At 62.8% G+C, this 19,530-nt stretch carries 19 protein-coding genes, 1 other RNA gene and 1 pseudogene; 9 read left to right on the top strand and 12 right to left on the bottom strand.

What is annotated here, in order from left to right:
- Positions 1-106: 106 nt before the first annotated feature.
- Both fnrA and GGI48_RS05235 read left to right on the top strand, forming a co-directional pair.
- Complete coding sequence (fnrA, locus tag GGI48_RS05230; RefSeq protein ID WP_011060230.1) at positions 107-841, top strand: Crp/Fnr family transcriptional regulator FnrA; 735 nt, start codon at positions 107-109, stop codon at positions 839-841.
- Positions 842-923: 82 nt separating this feature from the next.
- A complete protein-coding gene (locus GGI48_RS05235; RefSeq protein ID WP_016966592.1) occupies positions 924-1,472 on the top strand; it encodes an adenine phosphoribosyltransferase in 549 nt (182 codons plus the stop codon).
- Positions 1,473-1,568: 96 nt separating this feature from the next.
- On the opposite strand, the gene GGI48_RS05240 is transcribed toward GGI48_RS05235, so the two are convergent.
- From GGI48_RS05240 to dnaX, 5 genes are all read right to left on the bottom strand, one after another.
- Entirely contained in the window at positions 1,569-2,717 is a 1,149-nt protein-coding gene (locus tag GGI48_RS05240) for an acyl-CoA dehydrogenase family protein (RefSeq protein WP_179597336.1), read from the bottom strand.
- 107 nt (positions 2,718-2,824) lie between these two features.
- On the bottom strand, positions 2,825-3,427 hold the full coding sequence (recR, locus tag GGI48_RS05245; protein WP_016966588.1) for a recombination mediator RecR: 603 nt from the start codon (positions 3,425-3,427) through the stop codon (positions 2,825-2,827).
- 57 nt (positions 3,428-3,484) lie between these two features.
- Complete coding sequence (locus GGI48_RS05250; RefSeq protein ID WP_179597338.1) at positions 3,485-4,528, bottom strand: NADP-dependent oxidoreductase; 1,044 nt, start codon at positions 4,526-4,528, stop codon at positions 3,485-3,487.
- 208 nt (positions 4,529-4,736) lie between these two features.
- Positions 4,737-5,075: a YbaB/EbfC family nucleoid-associated protein gene (locus GGI48_RS05255; protein ID WP_015634779.1), complete on the bottom strand. Its 339-nt coding sequence runs from the start codon at positions 5,073-5,075 to the stop codon at positions 4,737-4,739.
- Between the two features lie 66 nt (positions 5,076-5,141).
- On the bottom strand, positions 5,142-7,229 hold the full coding sequence (gene dnaX, locus GGI48_RS05260) for a DNA polymerase III subunit gamma/tau (RefSeq protein ID WP_179597340.1): 2,088 nt from the start codon (positions 7,227-7,229) through the stop codon (positions 5,142-5,144).
- A gap of 140 nt (positions 7,230-7,369) precedes the next feature.
- On the opposite strand from dnaX, the gene GGI48_RS05265 reads away from it, so the two are divergent.
- Positions 7,370-8,140: a substrate-binding periplasmic protein gene (locus GGI48_RS05265; protein WP_179597342.1), complete on the top strand. Its 771-nt coding sequence runs from the start codon at positions 7,370-7,372 to the stop codon at positions 8,138-8,140.
- Here GGI48_RS05265 and GGI48_RS05270 read toward each other — a convergent pair.
- The 3 genes and pseudogenes from GGI48_RS05270 to GGI48_RS31400 form a co-directional block, all read right to left on the bottom strand.
- The gene (locus GGI48_RS05270) at positions 8,089-9,831 is read right to left on the bottom strand and encodes a bifunctional diguanylate cyclase/phosphodiesterase (protein WP_179597344.1); all 1,743 of its coding nucleotides are present in this window, start codon (positions 9,829-9,831) and stop codon (positions 8,089-8,091) included. The two genes, GGI48_RS05265 and GGI48_RS05270, sit on opposite strands and share 52 nt — an antisense overlap.
- An 18-nt stretch (positions 9,832-9,849) precedes the next feature.
- Positions 9,850-10,935, bottom strand: a complete 1,086-nt coding sequence (locus tag GGI48_RS05275) for a methyl-accepting chemotaxis protein (RefSeq protein WP_409565395.1) — start codon at positions 10,933-10,935, stop codon at positions 9,850-9,852.
- Positions 10,936-11,133: 198 nt separating this feature from the next.
- Positions 11,134-11,415, bottom strand: a pseudogene (locus tag GGI48_RS31400) (PAS domain-containing protein); the annotation flags it as partial.
- 444 nt (positions 11,416-11,859) lie between these two features.
- Between GGI48_RS31400 and GGI48_RS05280 the strand changes: the two are divergent.
- The 3 genes from GGI48_RS05280 (at position 11,860) to GGI48_RS05290 (ending at position 13,731) form a co-directional block, all read left to right on the top strand.
- The gene (locus GGI48_RS05280; protein WP_011060220.1) at positions 11,860-12,174 is read left to right on the top strand and encodes a helix-turn-helix domain-containing protein; all 315 of its coding nucleotides are present in this window, start codon (positions 11,860-11,862) and stop codon (positions 12,172-12,174) included.
- Positions 12,175-12,315: 141 nt separating this feature from the next.
- The gene (locus GGI48_RS05285) at positions 12,316-12,687 is read left to right on the top strand and encodes a VOC family protein (protein WP_179597348.1); all 372 of its coding nucleotides are present in this window, start codon (positions 12,316-12,318) and stop codon (positions 12,685-12,687) included.
- Between the two features lie 150 nt (positions 12,688-12,837).
- Positions 12,838-13,731, top strand: coding sequence for a DUF2167 domain-containing protein (locus GGI48_RS05290; RefSeq protein WP_016966458.1), 894 nt, complete (start codon positions 12,838-12,840; stop codon positions 13,729-13,731).
- A gap of 40 nt (positions 13,732-13,771) precedes the next feature.
- On the opposite strand, the gene GGI48_RS05295 is transcribed toward GGI48_RS05290, so the two are convergent.
- Positions 13,772-14,719 carry a DMT family transporter gene (locus GGI48_RS05295; protein ID WP_179597350.1) on the bottom strand — a complete coding sequence of 316 codons (948 nt, stop codon included), beginning with the start codon at positions 14,717-14,719 and terminating at the stop codon, positions 13,772-13,774.
- A gap of 112 nt (positions 14,720-14,831) precedes the next feature.
- Here GGI48_RS05295 and GGI48_RS05300 point away from each other — a divergent pair, with 112 nt between their 5' ends.
- The 3 genes from GGI48_RS05300 (at position 14,832) to GGI48_RS05310 (ending at position 17,189) form a co-directional block, all read left to right on the top strand.
- The gene (locus GGI48_RS05300) at positions 14,832-15,698 is read left to right on the top strand and encodes a LysR family transcriptional regulator (RefSeq protein WP_179597352.1); all 867 of its coding nucleotides are present in this window, start codon (positions 14,832-14,834) and stop codon (positions 15,696-15,698) included.
- A gap of 118 nt (positions 15,699-15,816) precedes the next feature.
- Positions 15,817-16,368 carry a kinase inhibitor gene (locus GGI48_RS05305; RefSeq protein WP_179597354.1) on the top strand — a complete coding sequence of 184 codons (552 nt, stop codon included), beginning with the start codon at positions 15,817-15,819 and terminating at the stop codon, positions 16,366-16,368.
- A gap of 2 nt (positions 16,369-16,370) precedes the next feature.
- The gene (locus GGI48_RS05310; protein ID WP_179597356.1) at positions 16,371-17,189 is read left to right on the top strand and encodes a helix-turn-helix transcriptional regulator; all 819 of its coding nucleotides are present in this window, start codon (positions 16,371-16,373) and stop codon (positions 17,187-17,189) included.
- Here GGI48_RS05310 and GGI48_RS05315 read toward each other — a convergent pair.
- From GGI48_RS05315 to ffs, 3 genes are all read right to left on the bottom strand, one after another.
- Positions 17,186-17,686: a GrpB family protein gene (locus tag GGI48_RS05315; protein WP_179597358.1), complete on the bottom strand. Its 501-nt coding sequence runs from the start codon at positions 17,684-17,686 to the stop codon at positions 17,186-17,188. The two genes, GGI48_RS05310 and GGI48_RS05315, sit on opposite strands and share 4 nt — an antisense overlap.
- 106 nt (positions 17,687-17,792) lie before the next feature.
- Entirely contained in the window at positions 17,793-18,734 is a 942-nt protein-coding gene (locus GGI48_RS05320; protein ID WP_179597360.1) for a class I SAM-dependent methyltransferase, read from the bottom strand.
- Between the two features lie 451 nt (positions 18,735-19,185).
- Positions 19,186-19,282, bottom strand: an RNA gene (gene ffs / locus GGI48_RS05325) — signal recognition particle sRNA small type.
- Positions 19,283-19,530 lie beyond the last annotated feature (248 nt).

The following is a 19,530-nucleotide window of genomic DNA, read 5'->3' on the forward strand; positions in this document are numbered from 1 at the left end:
AAAGGATTGCTTTACGACTCACAGTTAATACGGCACGGACTGGCCGGAACCTCCTCCCGTGAGTTACCCTTACGGCTTATGTGTGTTTTCCCACAAGGATTCTAGAATGTCCGAGCCAGTTAAACTGCGCGCTCATAACCAGGCCCATTGCAAGGATTGCAGCCTGGCCCCTCTGTGCCTGCCACTTTCCTTGAATTTGGAAGACATGGACGCGCTGGACGAAATCGTCAAACGTGGCCGCCCATTGAAAAAAGGCGAATTTCTGTTCCGTCAGGGTGACGGCTTCGACTCGGTGTATGCCGTGCGTTCGGGCGCCCTGAAAACCTTCAGCCTTAGCGACAGCGGTGAAGAGCAGATCACCGGTTTCCACCTGCCCAGCGAGTTGGTGGGGCTGTCCGGCATGGACACCGAAAGCCATCCGGTTTCGGCACAGGCTCTGGAAACCACTTCGGTGTGTGAAATCCCCTTCGAACGTCTCGACGAACTGGCCCTGCAACTGCCGCAACTGCGCCGCCAGTTGATGCGCGTCATGAGCCGGGAAATCCGTGACGACCAGCAAATGATGCTGCTGCTGTCGAAAAAGACCGCCGACGAACGCATTGCCACCTTCCTGGTCAACCTGTCGGCCCGGTTCCGCGCCCGCGGCTTCTCGGCCAACCAGTTCCGCCTGAGCATGTCGCGCAACGAAATCGGCAACTACCTGGGCCTGGCGGTGGAAACCGTGTCCCGGGTGTTCACCCGCTTCCAGCAGAACGAACTGATTGCCGCCGAAGGCAAGGAAGTGCACATCCTCGATCCGATCCAGCTGTGCGCCCTGGCCGGGGGCTCTGTAGAAGGCTGATCCACGGCGTTCGCGACTGAGCCAAGGCGCTCGGTCGCGGCTATAATGGCGCGGCCTAAATTGCCCGCCAGGACACCTGAAGATGGCCTTCGACTCCTTTGACATCAAATCCCTGATCCGCCCCGTCATCGACTTCCCGAAACCCGGGGTGATCTTCCGTGACATCACTCCCCTGTTTCAGTCTCCCCGTGCCCTGCGCCTGGTGGCCGACAGTTTCGCCCAGCGTTATGTCGAAGAAGACTTCAGCCACATCGGCGCCATGGATGCCCGAGGCTTCCTGATCGGTTCGATCATCGCCTACCAGTTGAACAAGCCACTGATCCTGTTCCGCAAGCAGGGCAAGCTGCCGGCCGATGTGCTCGCCGAAGGCTACCAGACCGAATACGGCGAAGCCTTCCTCGAAGTGCATGCCGACAGCCTGTGCGAAGGCGACTCGGTGTTGATGTTCGATGACCTGATTGCCACCGGCGGCACCCTGATCGCCGCCGCCAACCTGGTACGCCGCATGGGCGCGAAGATCTACGAGGCAGCCGCCATCATCGACCTGCCGGAACTGGGCGGCTCGCAAAAGCTGGAAGACATGGGCATCCCGACTTTCTGCCTGACCCAGTTCTCTTTGAGCGAACGCTGAAGCCAACACCGACAGTCGTCCCCAGCAACTTGCCGGGGCCGGCCTCCTGCTTGTCTGCCAGAAGAACGGCAGAGCGCTGCGGATTGCAGAACCTGACTAGAGTCCCATCTGCTTGCTGATGATTTCGTTCATCACTTCGCGGGTGCCGCCGCCAATGGACAGGATGCGGTTATCCCGATACAGGCGCTCCACCAGACTGTCGCGCATGTAGCCCATGCCACCGAGTATCTGCACCGCATCGTGGGTGATGCGGTCGGCGGTGTCGGTGGCGAAGTTCTTGGCCATGGAAATCTCCTTGATCACACTTTTGCCGGCCGCCATCTGTGCTGCCTGGCGATAGGTGAATTCCCGGGACACTTCCAGGGCCGTGGCCATCTCCGCCAGACGATGCTTGAGCACCTGGAATTTGGCGATGGGCTTGCCGAACGCCTCGCGCTGCCGGGCCCACTTCAGGCTCTCCTCCAGCGCCATCTGTGCGGTCATGTTGGCCATCAGCGCCAGGGCCAGGCGCTCACTCTGGAAGTTGCCCATGATGCAGGCGAAGCCAATGTTCTGGGCACCGATCAGGTTGCCCACCGGCACCCGGCAATCGTCAAAAAACAGCTCGGCGGTGTCCGAGGCCCACCAGCCCATCTTTTTCAACTGCCGGCCCACCGTGAAACCGGGGCTGCCCTTCTCGATCAACAGCAGGCTGATGCCGCCATAGCCCGGATCCCCGGTACGCACCGCGACGGTGTAGTAATCGGCGCGCACGCCGCTGGTGATGAAGGTCTTGCTGCCGCTGACCCGATAGTGGTCACCGTCGCGCACGGCGCGGGTCTGCAGGTTGGCCACGTCCGATCCGCCACTGGGCTCGGTCACCGCCAGCGCGCAGATCTTCTCTCCGGACAGCACCTGTGGCACCACGCGCTCGCGCACTTCGGGGCGAGCCCATTTGACGATGGGCGGCAGGCCGATATCCAGCGACCCCAGCCCTGCCACCAGGCCGCCGGAACCACCGCGCATCAACTCTTCGCTGGCGGCGATCTTGGCGAACAGATCGCCCTCGTGACTGCCGCCCAGGGCTTCGGGGTAGCCGATGCCGAGAATCCCGGCGGCACCGGCCTTGAGATACAACTCGCGGGGAAAGCTTTCGGCCTCCTCCCACTGCTGGATCTCGGGGAGAATTTCGCGCTCGACGAAACGTCGCACGCTGTCGCGGACCAACTGGTGGCTGGGGTCGAAGTATTCCTGGCAGGCAGACATCGGCAAGCTCCTCTGAAGGGTCGAGGGAACTTACCAAGCGCTTGCTTGGTTTTCAAGGCGATCCGTGTCGTCACGCCAGCCGGTACAACGGCTGGCGCGAACGAACGCTACAAGGCTATGGGTTTGCGACCGGCAAAGGAGTGCGCCAGGGTGCCGCCATCCACCAGCTCCAGCTCGCCCCCCAGCGGCACGCCATGGGCGATGCGCGAGGTGATCAGGCCTTTGTTGGTCAGCAGTTGGGCAATGTAGTGAGCCGTGGCCTCGCCCTCCACCGTGGGATTGGTGGCCAGGATGACCTCGGTAAAGCTGCCCTGCTCCTCGATCCGCGCCAGCAACTGTGGAATGCCGATGGCTTCCGGGCCCAGGCCATCCAAAGGCGACAAGTGGCCTTTAAGCACGAAGTAACGCCCGCGATAGCCGGTCTGCTCCACCGCGTAGACATCCATCGGACCCTCCACCACGCACAGCAGCGTGTCATCACGGCGTGGATCGGCGCACTGCGGGCACAGTTCGTCTTCGGTCAGGGTCCGGCATTGACGGCAGTGCCCGACCCCTTCCATGGCCTGGCTCAGGGCCTGGGCCAGACGCAAGCCGCCGCTGCGATCACGTTCGAGCAGTTGCAGGGCCATGCGCTGGGCGGTTTTCTGACCCACGCCTGGCAAAGTGCGCAGGGCGTCGATCAGTTGGCGAATCAGGGGGCTGAAGCTCATGGGCAAAGGTCCGACAAAACGACGAGACGCGGTTTATACCCGCGCCTCGGGGTAGCGTCAAATGCTCGCGTCCGGCGCAACCTGGACCACCAGCTTGCCGAAGTTGCGCCCCTCCAACAGTCCGATAAAGGCTTCGGGAGCCTGCTCCAGGCCCTGCACCACGTCCTCCTTGAACTTGACCTTGCCTTCAAGCACCCAGGGCGCCATGGCCTTGATGAATTCCGGATGACGGTCGCCGTAGTCGTCGAAGACGATAAAGCCCTGCATCCGCACCCGCTTGGTCAACAAGGTGCGCTGCAACAGCGGCAGGCGGTCCGGCCCCGGTGGCAGCTCCCGGGCGTTGTACTGGGCAATCAGCCCGCACAGGGGAATGCGGGCCCTGGGATTGAGCAGGGGCAGCACGGCATCGAATACCTGGCCGCCGACGTTCTCGAAATAGATGTCCACGCCCTTGAAGCAAGCCTGGGCCAGTTCGTCGGCAAAGTCCGGACTTTTGTGATCGATGCAGGCATCAAAGCCCAGCTCCTCAACCACATACCGGCATTTCTCGGCGCCACCTGCCACGCCCACCACCCGCAGCCCCTTGAGCTTGGCCACCTGCCCTACCACCGAGCCCACGGCGCCGGAGGCCGCGGCCACCACCAGGGTTTCCCCGGCCTGGGGCTGGCCGATGTCCATCAGCCCCATGTAGGCAGTCATGCCGGGCATGCCCAGCACACCCAGGGCCATGGAGGGGCTGGGCAGGCCGGAAGGCACGGGTATCAGGTTGCGGCCATCGCTGATGCAGTGGCTCTGCCAGCCGGTGGCGCCCAGCACCAGATCGCCTTCCTGAAACTTCGGATTCAGCGAGCGTTCGACCCGACTCACCGCGCCACCGGTCATGACCTCATCGATTTCCACCGGTGCGGCATAGGACGGCGCGTCGCTCATGCGTCCACGCATGTAGGGATCCAGGGACAGGTAGAGGGTCTTCAGCAGGACTTGGCCATCGGCCAGCTCCGGCAAGGCGACTCGCTCCAGGCGAAAGTTCTCCGGGACCGGCGCGCCCTGAGGGCGGGAAACCAGCACCACACGCTGGTTGAGGGTCAATGTTTGCGGCATCACAGACACTCCTGTTTCGAGGATTGGAGAGGACGGTATAGGGTGCAGACCCTGAGAGGGCCGTGGCGTTCGATGTTTCTGCGGAAGGGTCCGGGCGGCCTTCGCCGGCAAGCCGGCTCCCACCAACAGTACAGCGCTTATCGATAGGATAAAAAAAGCCAGGCTCGAGGCCTGGCTTGTGTGCGTCCATCCGAAGCGCCTGGGCGACTCAGAACGGCAGCTTCATGCCTGGAGGCAGTTGCATGCCGGCGGTCATGCCGGACATTTTTTCCTGGCTGTTGGACTCGATCTTGCGCACGGCGTCGTTGACCGCCGCGGCAAACAGGTCTTCCAGCACTTCACGGTCATCTTCGCTGACGCCTTCGAGCAGGCTCGGATCGATGCTCACGCGCTTGATGTCGTGACGACCGGTCATCACCACAGTGACCATGTCGCCGCCGGCCTTGCCGGTGACTTCAGCGTTGGCCAGTTCTTCCTGCATCTTGGCCATTTTTTCCTGCATCTGCTGTGCCTGCTTCATCAGGCCGGCCATGCCACCTTTCATCATGGGAATTACCTCAAAGTACGGGGATGGAAACAGCGCCCGGCCCGCGGCCCGGCGCCCTTTAAGCAATCAACCCTGCGCGGCCGGGGCCTCGACAGGTTCAATAGTATCGTGGCGCACCAGTGCGCCGAACTCCTGGACCATCTGCTGGATGAACGGATCGCCGTGAATCGACTCCTCCGCCTCGCGCTGACGGTCGGCGCGACGCCGCGAAGCCGCCTGGGCTGGGGTTTCCTGCTCGGGCTTGATCAGCTCGATGGCCAGGGTCAGGGTGCGGCCATGGTACTGGTTCAACGCATCGTTGAGGCGACGCTGCTGCGTGGCGTTGAACAAGGCACTGTGGGCCGGGTCCAGGTGCAGCAGCCAATTGTCGCCGTCCACAGCCATCAAGGTGCAGTTGGCGGCGATGCTACCGGTCATGCCGGAAATCGGCAGCTTCGGAAACAGTTCCAGCCACTCCAGGGCCAGGCCGGTGGCCGGCTTGGCGGCGGGCTCCGGCTCAGGTTCCGGGGCCGGTTCGGCAGCATGTTCACTGGCCAGTTCGTCGAGGTAGCTGTAGGCCGAATCCATGTCCGGCTCGATGTAGTCCTCGTCCAGCGGCGGCTCGTCATCCAGGTCGATTCCGGGCGTGGCGGCATCGACTTCGGCCACACTCGGCTCGGGCACCGGCGCACTGACCCACTCCGGTGCGTCCGGCACCACGCTGTCCGGCGCGGGAGTCGGCATCGGCGTCAGCTCCGGCTGTTCGGCCACCACGTCCAGCAACGGCTCCACAGCCGCCTGCTGCTCGGCCGGCGGTTCTACCGGATCATTCCAGGGCAGGTCGATCACTTCTTCAACGACCACCGACTCTGGTTCAACCACCAGCGCTTCGGCCACCGCTGGCACGACAGGCGCGGCAGCGACCACTGGCGCAGGAGTTGGCGCACCAGCCGCAACCGGCGCGCTGGCCATCGGAGCAACGGCAGCCACAGGCACAGCAGGAGCGGGTACCGCCACGGCTTGGGCGGAATCAACTGTGGCCTGGTTGATCCCCACTGGCTTTAGCGGCTGTCTCGGCGCATCCGCCGTATCCGCCGGGCGGAAGGCCAGCATCCGCAGCAGGACCATCTCGAAGCCCCCGCGCGGGTCCGGCGCCAAAGGCAGGTCGCGGCGACCGATCAGGCCCATCTGGTAATAGAACTGCACGTCTTCGGCCGGCAGCGCCTGGGCCAGGGCCAACACCCGATCGCGGTCGCCATGCCCGTTATCGACGCCTTCCGGCAAGGCCTGGGCGATCGCTACCCGGTGCAGCACGTTGAGAATTTCCGAAAGCACGCCGTTCCAGTCCGGGCCTTGCTCCGCCAGATGCCGTACCGCTTCCAGCAGCGCCTTGGCATCGCCGTTGATCAAGGCATGCAGCACGTCGTAGACCTGGCCGTGATCGAGAGTGCCGAGCATGGCCCGCACATCGGCGGCCATGACCTTGCCCTCACCGAAGGCGATGGCCTGGTCGGTCAGGCTCATGGCGTCGCGCATCGAGCCATCGGCGGCGCGGCCCAGCAGCCACAGCGCATCGTCCTCGAACGGCACGTTCTCCACACCCAGCACATGGCTGAGGTGCTCGACCACTCGCTCGGGGGTCATGTTTTTCAGGGAGAACTGCAGGCAACGCGACAGAATGGTCGCCGGCAGCTTCTGCGGGTCGGTGGTCGCCAGGATGAACTTGACGTAGGGCGGCGGCTCTTCGAGGGTCTTGAGCAGGGCGTTGAACGAGTGACTGGAAAGCATGTGCACTTCGTCGATCAGATAGACCTTGAAGCGCCCGCGGCTCGGTGCGTACTGCACGTTGTCCAGCAGTTCGCGGGTGTCCTCGACCTTGGTCCGGCTCGCGGCGTCGATCTCGATCAGGTCGACGAAGCGCCCCTCATCGATCTCGCAGCACACCGAGCAGGTGCCGCACGGCGTGGAAGTGATGCCTGTTTCACAGTTCAGGCATTTGGCAATGATCCGCGCGATGGTGGTCTTGCCCACCCCGCGGGTGCCGGTAAACAGATAGGCGTGGTGCAGCCGCTGGCTGTCCAAGGCATTGATCAGAGCCTTGAGCACATGGGTCTGGCCGACCATTTCGCGGAACGAGCGCGGACGCCATTTACGTGCAAGAACCTGATAACTCATCGAAAACCGTCGCAACTGGAAAGCGGAAGCCGGTAATGCTAGCGGAGCAAGGGCGAAATTGCATCCGGCGCGCTTGTCTAATCTGTCTAAACTGCATTTTGCCAAGGATGGCTCGGCCGTTTGGAACCGTGGGAGAGCGTATGCGTTTGACTTGGGGCGCCCTACTGCTGTTGAGCGCCAGTCTGGAAGCCGCCGAAGCGCCTTTACGCTTTGTCATAGCCGATAGCTGGGCCATGCCAACCATCGACATCGAGGGCGAGCAACCCACCGCCGGCATCCTTTACGACACCATGAACAGCCTGGCCCGACACCTGGACACCCGCGCCGAGTTTCACGTCCTGGCCCGGGCCCGGGTACAGAACGCCATGGATCAGGGCGAGGTCGACATCCGCTGCTTCGCCGCCCAGGCCTGGCTGCCGAACCTGTCAGGGGACTACCTGTGGAGCGTGCCTCTGTTCGTGCAACGCAACCTGCTGGTGAGCGACCGCCCCTATCCGGCACCGCTCAACCCTCAGGATTTGCCCACGCAGCACATCGGCACCGTGCTGAGCTACACCTACACCGCCCTGCAACCGCTGTTCGACAGTGCCCGGCTGATTCGTGACGATGCGCGCAACGAGGAGCAGGTTCTGCAAAAACTCCAGGTCGGGCGCTATCACTACGCAATCGCCAGCCAGTGGACCCTGGACTGGTTCAACAAGACCCAGGCCTCCGGCAAACCGCTGTACCGCGTCGCGCGGCTGCAGGAGCAGGCCGTGGGCTGCTACGTGCGTAACGACCCGACAGTGCCGGCCCGGCGCATTCTGCGCGCCCTGCTGCAGATGAAAATGTCCGGCGAAATCGACGCCATCGTCCAGCGCTACGTCGAACCGCCATCCAGCACCAGCACCTCCGACGCCACCGCGCCCTGAACGTCGCCCTGGCGCCATGCCTGCGGTGGCTGGAAAGCGCACACCCACTGCAGCACCGCGTCAGCCGGCATAGGCACGGCGATGAAGTCGCCCTGAGCCACCTCGCACCCCAGGTCCATCAAGCGCTCTGCGTGGGCCAGGCTTTCCAGGCCCTCGGCCACCACTTGCCGGCCAAAGGCCCGGGCCAGCCCTATCAGGGCCTGGATCAGCGCCTGATCATCCTGGTCATGCAGCATGTCGCGGACAAACAGACGATCGATCTTGATGGTCTGGGTGCGCAGGCGCTTGAGGTAACTCAGGGACGAATGCCCGGTGCCGAAATGCCCCAGGGAGAACTGCACGCCCAGCGCCTGACAGGCATCGAGACAATCGCTGACCCGCTGGATGTTCTCGATGGCCACCGACTCGACGATCTCCAGCTCCAGCAACGCCGGGGAAACCTGCGGGTATCGTTCGAGCCTCTCCTTGAGCCGCTCGACAAAGTCCGGGCGCTGGAAATGCCGGGCCGCGACGTTCAGGCTCACCGTCCAGCCATGGCCTGCCGCCTGCCAGTCCTGCAGGCGAGTCATCACATGATCCATGACCCATTCGCCGATGTCGACGATCAGGTCGGTTTCCTCCACCTGCGGCAGAAACTCGTGGGAGCCAAGCATTCCCCGTTGCGGGTGCTGCCAACGCAGCATCGCCTCGAAGCCCAGCACCGCGCCGCTGCGCAGGTTGACCTTGGGCTGGAAGTACAGCTGCAACTCACCGGCGTTCAGCGCCTGGCGCACCTGCTCGACGGTCTGGTAGGTGACCATGACCTCACGATCACGCAACACGTCGAACAGATGGAAACGGTTGCGCCCGCTCTGCTTGGCCACGTACATGGCCTGATCGGCATGGCGCAGCAGGGTGTCGGCGTCGTGGTTATCGGTGGGAAACAGGGTCACGCCAATGCTGGCAAAGACATTGATGTCCTTGCCCTGGATCGAATAGGGCTGGGAGATGGTGGCCAGCACCCGTTGCAGGGCCGCACGCAGTTCCAGCATGTCCCGCACATAGCGCAGGATCAGCACGAACTCGTCGCCGGCCAGGCGCGCCACCACATCCTCACCGCGAATGATCGAGCGCAGGCGCGCCGCCACTTCCACCAGCAGCAAATCGCCACAGGCATGGCCGTAGCCGTCGTTGACGGCCTTGAAGCCGTCGAGGTCGAGCATGCACACCGCCAGGGGGATGTCCTCGCTGCGAGAGAACTCCAGGGCCTGATGCAGCAAGTCGGAAAGAAAGGCCCGGTTGGGCAGACCGGTGAGCACGTCATGCCCGACCCGCCATTGCAGCGAATGCAGCAACTGGCGCTTTTCGCTGACATCGAAGCGAATCGACACGTAGCGCATCACCTTGCCGGAACGCTGGTCTATCAGGGGCACCATGGTGCTGTCGACCCAGTACAGGCTGCCATCCTTGGCCCGGTTACAGATCTCGCCCTTCCACACCCGGCCCTGGGAGATGGTCTGCCACAGCTCGCTGAAGAACTCCGGCGGGTGCAGCCCCGAACTGAGCATCCGGTGGTTGGCCCCGATCAGTTCTTCCCGGCTGTAGCCCGAGACCTGGCAGAACAGGTCGTTGACATAGGTGATGCAGCCGCCGAGATCAGTCTCGGAGAAGATGGCGGCGGCATCGACGGCCCTGCGGTATTTCTCATCCATGAGTCGAGATCACTGTCGCTAGCGGTTGAACCGCTCGACCAGGGCACGCAGCCCGGAAGAGATGTTTTCCAGCTCGGCGCCGCGAAGCACCCCGGCGCTGGCGTTATCGGCGGTGCGTTGTACCGTGGCGGCCACACGGTTGATCTGTTCGGACACCGACTCGGCCACATGGGATTGCTCCTGGGAGGCTGCCGCCATCTGCTGGCTCATGTCGGTGATGCGCTCCACCGCGGCGCCGATGCCATGCAACGCCTGTTGCGCCTGCAACACCTGTTGCACCCCTTGCTCCGCTTCTTCGATGCCGAGATTGGCGATCTGCACCGCCTCGTCGGCACCGGCGCGCAGGCTCTGGATGATGCCCTGGATCTGCTGGGTCGACTGCCGGGTCTTGCCCGCCAGGGCCCGCACTTCATCGGCAACCACGGCGAACCCGCGTCCCTGCTCGCCGGCCCGGGCGGCTTCGATGGCGGCGTTCAGGGCCAGCAGGTTGGTCTGGTCGGCAATCGCCTGGATCATGCTCGCCGCCACCATGATGTCCTGAGTCTGCCCGGCCAGGTCGCCCACCGCCTGGTTGATCTGGGTCACCGTGCGGGCCAGCAACTGGATGGCGTCCCGGGAAGAACCCGCCACCTGACTGCCCTCCCGGGCCAGGAGGTTGGCGGTGTGAGCCTCGCTGGCGGTGTGCTGCACGTGCTCGGCAACCTCGGTGATCGAGGCGGCCATCTGGGTCATGGCGGCGGCCGTCATGTCGGTCTCGGCTCGCTGCTCCAGCAGGGCCGTCTCGGTGCGGCTGGACAGCTGGCTGGAGTCGGCGGCCGCCGTGGCCATCTGCCGGGCCAGATCGCTGAGGCGCGTCAGGGCAGTTTTCAGCCGCGCCTCCTCACTGATCAGGATCATCTGCAATTGCCCCGCCGGCCCCAGCGCTTCGCTGTAGGCCAAGGCGCAGATCGGATCGGCGAAGGTATGCGGGGTGCTGCTGACAATGTGCTTGAGCTGCTGTCGCAAACGACGCTGGGCCGACAATCCGACGGCAACAAAACCGGCGACGGTCAGGCCCTGGGCCGCCAGCGTCGGCAACCAGTTAAACGCGCCCAGGCACGCCACGGCCAGCGCCGCCGGCAACAGCAATGGCCGGGCTGCGGCCTCCAGTCGACGCCAAGCGCTGACCGGCGACTTGTTGGCGCGCATGCGGGCATACAAGACTTCGGCGCGACTGACCTGCTCCCGCGTCGGCTTGACCCGGACCGACTCGTAGCCCACCAGTCGCCCGTCTTCGAGAATCGGCGTGACATAGGCGCTGACCCAATAGAAATTGCCGTTCTTGCAGCGGTTCTTCACCACCCCCATCCAGCTCTGGCCGGCCTTCAGATACCGCCACATCGACTCGAACACCGCCGCCGGCATGTCCGGGTGGCGCACCAGGTTATGGGTGCTGCCGATCAGCTCGGCCTGGCTGAAACCGCTCATCGCAGCGAACTCGGCATTGCAATAGGTGATATGGCTGCTGGTATCGGTGGCGGATATGAGCCGCTGCTGGTCGGGAAAGGTCTGCTCAACAGAGTTGACCGGCAAATTGAGACGCACTTTAGAACTCCATAGACAGCCTGCGATCAACCGTGCCGGTAGTTCGGCAGCAGGCTGATTCGCGATGTACTTTCCTGGCGGTACGACTCAATCGGAAGGTTCGCCCTGATTGCAGCCGTACAGCGGTTTGCGCGGCAGATGACCGTCGATTCGACGAGGATCAACTAGGATCAGATAAGGCGTCAGGTGGGGACGGCGGACGGAGCGTTGGCGGGATTTACGAGACGTTCGAGCCTCTGCCAAGCCCTCGGTTTAGGTGAACAAGGGAAATGCAATGATTTCTTGTTTCATAAACCTGCCTGCTGAAACTAGATCACCAAATACCTGTCCGAAGCGCCGATTCTACGAAATGCATCACATTTTGCAAAGCAAGGTGATGAACCATGGTGTTGTCTAATGCCAATATTTATCGTTAAGTTCTTGATTCTAAATGGGAATTGAGCGATGCAAATTTCAAGTTTGGGTGCAGCCATCAAGCGTTATCGAAAGGTAGCGGGGCTTACTCAGGCTGAACTAGGTGAAAAAACCGGTTTTGACCCAAAAACCATCAGCCGCTTCGAAACCGGCACCTACACCCCCAGCGTTGAAGCTCTATTTCTGCTAGCCGAAGTACTGGGAGTGAAGCTGAAAGCCTTCTTCGCCGATCTGGGCGATGAAGAGGAACAGCGGGCTTATTTGTTCGGTGTCATTCACAAAGCCACCCCTAAGGATCTGGGAAAGCTGATAGCAGCGGTAGACCAGGCCTTGTCCAAGCCTTGAGCCCCGCAACAAATCAATCGAAAGAGGCCTGCTTATCGAACCCGACAAACAGGCCTCTTTGTTCATTCACGACTCCTGACAGGATCTGACAGACCCGGCACATAAGCTTGTGCCCACAGCACACAGCCCCTTGGAGTCGTCATGACCAGCAACACCTACTTTCTGCTTTATGTGGACAGCCCGGCCATCAGCGCGCAGTTCTACAGCCGCCTGCTGGACAAGCCACCGGTGGAATCATCCCCCAGCTTCGCGCTGTTCATCCTCGACTCGGGGATCAAACTCGGCCTGTGGTCGCGCCACACGGTCGAACCCAGTCCCCAGGCGACCGGCGGTGGTGGCGAACTGGGCTGGGCCTTGGGCAGCCGCGAAGCCGTGGACGACCTGCATCGCCACTGGCAAGGCCTGGGCCTGACCATCGCCCAGCCCCCCACCCAGATGGATTTCGGCTACACCCTGCTGGCCCTCGATCCAGACGGACACCGCCTGCGCGTGCTCTATCTGAGCGTCGACTGAACGCGCCTCCACCGCCCCCACAGCGAAGAGGGCGCCGTCACCGGCGCCCTCTTCGCCCTTGCATTGAAATAAATAGAAACGTCTCATTGAGCCCCCGGGCGCTCATCGCTATCCTCCCCGCCGACTTGTCACAATTTGTAAGGGAATACGATGAAGTACCTGCGCCTCCTTCTGGCGATGGCCGTCCTCTGCGCCACGCCACTCTTTGCCTGCGCCGCCGCACCGAGCCAAAGCCCGGACAGCGAACCCCAGACTGCCGAACAGTTTCTCGCCTCGCTTTCGCCACGCCATGGTCAGGTCAAGCTGCCCGGGGATATCGCCAGCCTCGATCTGAGCCAGGAGTTTTACTACCTCAACCCCAAGGACACCGAGAAGCTGCTCACCGAAGGCTGGGGCAACCCGCCCGGCTTCACCACCCTGGGCATGATCGTGCCCAGCGCGGTCAGCCCGCTGTCCGCCGAAGGCTGGGGCGTGATCATCAGCTACAAGAATGATGGCCACATCTCCGACGACGACGCGGCGAAGATCGACTATCAGGACCTGCTCAAGCAAATGCAGGAAGCCGACGAGCAAGACAACAAGCAGCGCAAGGAACAGGGCTATGGCGCCATCCACCTGCTGGGCTGGGCCGAGCAGCCCAGCTATGACGCCCAGACCCACAAAATGTACTGGGCCCGCGAGCTCAAGGCCGAAGGCGCCGAGAGCAACACCCTGAACTACAGCATCCGCGTGCTGGGTCGCGAAGGTGTGCTGGAACTCAATGCAGTCGCCTCCATGGACGACCTGGCCACCATCAAGCGCGAGATCCCCAAAGTGCTGGCCTTCACCAACTTCACCGACGGCAACCGCTATGCCGACTACAACCCAAGCACCGACAAGCTGGCATCCTACGGCCTGGCCGCGCTGGTGGCCGGTGGCCTGGCCAGCAAGGCCGGGCTGTTTGCCAAGCTCGGGGTACTGCTCCTGGCCGGCAAGAAGTTCATTGTCATCGGCGTCCTCGCCCTGGCCGCATTCGTCGGCCGGCTGTTCAAGAAAAAAGGCTGATCCCCGAGCGCAACGCCCCTGCCTGACGGGGCGTTGCACCTCACGAGTCCCCCAGCTTCACCCGCCCGCCCCGCTTCAGCCCAGGCAGGATCGGCGCTCGCCCGAGACGCCATTGCCGCCAGCGCCCCTCCAACTGCATCGCCATCACACTACCCAGCACCACCGCCGCCCCCAGCAGCACGGCCGATTGCACCACCTCCCCCAGCACGGTTGCCGCCAGCAGCATCGCCACGGGCGGTATCAGGTACATGGCCATCGATGCCCGACTGACCTCCACCTGCGCCAGCACATAAGCCCAGGCCAGATACGCCAGCGCACTGGGAAACAGCCCCAGCAACAGCACCGCCAGATTCACCCGCCACGGCGCCTGGACGACCTCCCGGGTCAATCCGGGCGCATACACCAACAACAGCAGGGTGCCGCCCCAGACCATGTAGCACACCGTGGTCAGCACCCCGTAACGCCCGGACAAACGCCGCTGCAAGACGAAGTACAGCCCCCAGGAAAAAGCCGCCAGCAACACCAGCAAGCCGCGAGGCTCGATCGACCCCAGTCCCTTGTCGGCCACAACCACCAGCACCGCGCCAAACAACCCCAGCACCACGCAGCCCCAGCGCCAGGCACTGACCGCTTCCTTGAGCCAGAAGAACGCGATCAGCGTGCCAAATAGCGGCGCCGTCTGCGCCAGCACGCTGGACGCGCCGGCGCTCAAGCCTTGCTGACCATAATTGAGGCTGACGTGGTGCAGGGCGATGGCAAAGAACCCCAGCACCAGCAGCCAGGGCAGATCACGCCAACACGGCAGGGATATTTTCAGCACCACGGCCATCGCGGCCATCAACAGCGAGGCAACCAGGAAACGCAACAGCGCCAGATGCCCGGGACTGTAGCCCTCAAGGCCTATATGAATGCCCACCGGCGAATAGGCCCAGCACAGAATTACCGCAGCGGTAGCCAGCAACAGCTTGAATCCAGGTGAATGTTTCACGGCACAGCGCCCAGACAGAGAGAGGAAACCCAGTCTCTCGCCCTCCCCAACTCACCACAACTAACCGATACTGAGGCCATTCCTCACTGGAAATGAGCAATGGAGCCGAGCAATGGAGCTGAGCCAACTGAAAATGCTGAACGCCGTGGCCCGCACCGGCAGCATTGCCCGCGCCGCCGAGCAACTGCATTGCGTGCCCTCCAACATCACCAACCGCCTCAAGCAGCTGGAAAGCGAACTCGGCACCCCGCTGTTCAACCGGGTCGGGCGCGGCCTGAAGATCAGCACCGCAGGAGAAGTATTCCTCGGCTACAGCGAACGTATTCTGGCCCTGGTCGATGAAGCCAAGCGCGCGGTGGACGACCAGGCGGAGCCCAGCGGCGTGCTGCGCCTGGGCGCCATCGAGTCCTGCGCGGGCGGGCGCCTGCCACCGCTGCTGGCGCAATACCACCGACGCTACCCCCAAGTAAGCGTGGAGCTGGTGACCGGCACCTGGTCGCAGCTCTTTACGGAGCTGCAACACCAGCGCATCGACGGCGCCCTGGTGGCCATCGACACCCTGCCACCCTGGCTCAAGCAGACGGTGCTCTACCACGAGCCCCTGGTGCTGATTTCCAGTGCTGGCAGCGCTCCGATCCACAGCGCCAGCGATCTGCAAGGGCAGCACCTGTTCATGTGGCCGCAGGGCTGCCCCTATCGCCGCGCCCTGGAAAACTGGTTGGCCAGGCACGGCCTGAACCTGCCCATTACCGGGTACGCCAGTTGGGGCACCATCATCGGCTGCGTCAGTGTCGGCGCCGGCGTCTCGCTGATTCCGCAAGGCGTGCTGGAACGCTATTCACAGTCGGCGACCCTGAACATCCAGCGCTTCAGTGACCTGCTACCGGTGGACAACCGCTTCGTCTGGCATCAGGACGTACAGCGACACAAGCCGCGGGATGCATTTGCCCGGCTGCTGCAGGAGCATCTGGGAGCATGACGGCCGCCTCGTCGAGCCAGCGAGCGTTTCGGCACAATCCACGAGCGCCACGGCACAGCACCCGGATCCGCCCGCCCCTAGACTGGCCTTTCATCCCCACCCGCCGGACGCGCCCGCCATGAACAACCGACTTCTTCTTAGTGCACTTTGCTTGAGCCTGAGCCTTGGCGCCCACGCCGCCCAGTTCAGCGTCAGCAGTCACGACATCCGCGATGGCCAGCCCTTGAGTCAGCGGGAAGTGTTCCGCGGCTTCGGCTGCGAAGGAGACAACACCTCACCTGAACTGTCGTGGAAAAATGCCCCGCCGGGCACCCGCAGCTTTGCCGTCACCGTCTATGATCCGGACGCTCCCACCGGCAGCGGCTGGTGGCACTGGACCCTGGTCAACCTCCCCAGCACCACCCAGGGCCTGCCCAGGGGCGCCGGCAGCCCCAGTGGCGAACAGCTACCGCCGGGAGCCGTCCAGGGACGCACCGACTACGGCCAACCCGGCTTTGGCGGCGCTTGCCCGCCACCGGGCGACAAACCTCATCGCTACCAGTTCACCGTCTGGGCGCTGAAGGTGGATAAACTGCCCCTCGACGCCCAGGCCAGCGGGGCGATGGTGGGCTACATGCTCAACGCCAATGCCCTGGCCAAGGCCACACTGACCGCCACCTACGGACGCTGACGATGAACGCACCGGCCAGCCTGCAGCATCACCAAAGCCGCATCGACGCCTGTGTCATCCGTGCCAGGCAAGCCCACGCCCTGCAACGAGTACCGATTTTCGTCAGCGCCCTGTGCCGGGTGCGCCAGGGCGAAAAACGCATGGCCTGGGACGACCGCGAAATGCGCGTGGGCGGCCAGCACCTGATCCTGCTGCCGGCCGGGCGCGAAGTGGGCATCAGCAACGCTCCAGGGCCGCAGGGTCACTACATTGCCGATGTCGTGACCTTTCCCGCCCCGGCCTTGCGCGCCTTCAGCCTGCGCTACCAGCCGCAGATCGTCGCCCGCCCCGGACGCAGCGGCGCGGACCTGTGCATCCCCCTGGAGCGACACACGGCCCTGGCCTGGGACCACCTCCTGCAATGCATCGCCAGCGATGCGCCGGATGCCCTGCGCAACCACTACGGCGAGGCGGTGTTGCTGGCCCTGGCCCTTGGCGGCTGGGCCGGCCCTTTGCTGCTGGACCGTCACGACCCGCTGTGCGAACGGGTGCAGCAACTCCTCATGAGCAACCCGGCGCGGGACTGGACCGTCGCCTGCGTCGCCGAGCGCCTGAACCTCGGGGCTTCGACCTTGCGCCGCCAGCTGGCGAACGAGAACGACAGCTTCAGCAACATTCTCGAAAACGTCAGGCTGGGCATGGCCCTGCAATGGCTGCAAACCACGCCACGCCCGATCGGCGAAATCGCCGCCGCCAGCGGCTACGCCTCGGCCTCCCGCTTTGCCGTGCGCTTTCGCAAGCACTACGGTCTGTCGCCCCGAGAGTTGCGCGCGGCGATCTAGCCCTGGCGGGCCATCACCGCATCGATGAAGGGAGCCTTTTGCGCGAGATACTCGCCAATCCCGCCGCGATTGCTGGCTTCAAGTCCCAGCTTCAGATCCTGGTATTGCTGGCGCAGATCACTGTCTTGCCGCAGCAGATCGCGAAAACCCAGCATGCGCCCGATCTGCCCATGTCCACAGCTGCAGACATGCACTTTATGGGTGCGCACGCCCTCGACATCGCGGCGGTAAAAGTGATGCCCCGGGGACAGATTGCTGCCTCGGACATAACCCAGGGTCGCCATGAAGGCATTGCGCGCCGCCTCATCCCGGTGCTCCACGACCACCAGCAACAGATCGATTTCCGGCTTGGCCGCCAGACCGGGCACAGCGGTGCTGCCCACATGATGAATATCCATCAGCTCGGCACCGAAGCCCTGGATAATCCGCGCCTGCTCGGCACTGAAGGCCGCAGGCCAGCGCTTGTCATAAGCGCAGATATTACTGGTCAGCGCCATCGGTACTCCGTCCCTGGTCGAAAAAACGCGAGAGCTTAACCGCGATGGAACACCGGTGGAATCTTCAAGATCGCACCAGCGGCCAGTCAGGAATCACCAGATGGCGCTATGCGCCTTCTTTGCGCCCATCAAACTCAAACCAGAAGCTGGCGCCGCCACTGACGGAGCGGCCATACATGAGTTCGGTCAACAGGTCGTCATTGAAGTGTTTGTGATAGGCACTGCCATACAACAGTTGCGTACGCGGGTTATCAATCAATAAGGCCAACAGAAGATACTGCTCCGTCCAATAGATCTGATGATCAATCACCCAGCGCTGCGGAAGGGCAAAGGGAAGAAACACGTCATGGACATGAACAAATATTTTCTTGGTTATCTTCGGTAGCAGGCGCAAGTAGATATGCAGGCAATCGCTGCCGGTCTTGACCGTGTGCGTGGAGTCGATAAACAGGATATCGCCATCTTGCAGAATGGAATTCAGGCATTCGACCATCAGTTCCTGAGCCGGCCGCGCCTGCAACTCAAGCGCCCCTTCGGCCGCCAGCGCAGTAATGAACGGCCGTGGAAAGGGCTCGATGCAATGCAAGCGTCCGCCCGCATTCCTGGCCAATGCCTCCAGGGCAATCAGCGAAGAAAAACCACTGCCGATCTCGACAATGTTCCTCGGGCGGATTCGCCGTATATAGGCGTAGTAGGCCATGGCATCACTGCCTGTGAATTGACCGTTTTTCCAGAAGTACGAACGCGCGCTATCCATATCTCCGGTCTGCGCCGGGGTGAAGTCGATCCCATATCGAATCAGCTCAGCCAGCTCTGCACGCAATTTGTCCTGGTCGAATAGTCCACAGTGCAAATACGGCGGCTCTGCTTCGCTGTATTCGTAGGAGTTGAATGTCTCGGCGATCGAAGGCGTGTTCGAATAGAAATTCACAGGAATCAGGTTAAGTCCATGCCCCTGCAAGCGCTCTCTGTCCTGGGGATCAGCCCACAACAGCTTTTGCATCACCGGCAAAGCCGCATTGAATTCCTTATCCGTTATGCGTGCCATCTCGTCGACTTCCTTATTCACGCGACGCTGGACAAAGCAGAACAAGGGCTACGGCCCCCTCTGCCGTTCGGAACAATAGCGTAGACCGTTCCAGCCGGGCAGCAGCGCAGGTTGCTGTTTGGGTAACGTCGCAAGGTGCCTCAATCTGGTGACACTGATGACAGTGATCGCCTCCCGAAACAGCCGAGCATCCTTGCGGATCATCTGCTCGACGGGCATGCCACCGATGATTCAGGCCCCGCTTGCAACAGGTTTGCAGGGAGCGATGAAGTCTCTTTGGGGGAACAACGGGCGAATGACATCCGGCACCACAAATCGGACCTGACAGACCGAGTGGCGGGACAAAAAAGATAAGGCGGGGTACTCGACACGGATGTATCACTCCTTGTACCACCGCGTGGCAAAGGGTGAAAAACCGTTAAGAATCAATCGCTTGAAAGATTGGAGGCAACCCCACCAGCCACACCCCGGCACACAATGTTCCCGCTGTGGCTGCTGCCTTCCGGCTCTGACCAGGTTCACGGGTAATCGTTGCGGGGGGACCGATGGGGTCACCATAACGACGTTCGCCTGTCGGCGAGCCGCGCCATTGTACCTATCTGAGTTGAACTTACAACCGCTCGTTGCAGATTAAAAAATTCGATGAGCTTCAAGCACTTGGAAGTGCTCCTGGGTGCAAGCCCGACCCAGCCACCCGCTACCGCTGAAGCCTGTGTGTTCACGGGGCAGACGCCGTGCCGGATCGGGGAAATCGCCCCGCGGCCTTCGCGAGCAAGCTCGCGCCTACAGCGCGGAG

Origin of the sequence: Pseudomonas protegens, assembly GCF_013407925.2 — a bacterium.
Classification (GTDB): Bacteria; Pseudomonadota; Gammaproteobacteria; order Pseudomonadales; family Pseudomonadaceae; genus Aquipseudomonas; species Aquipseudomonas fluorescens_AP.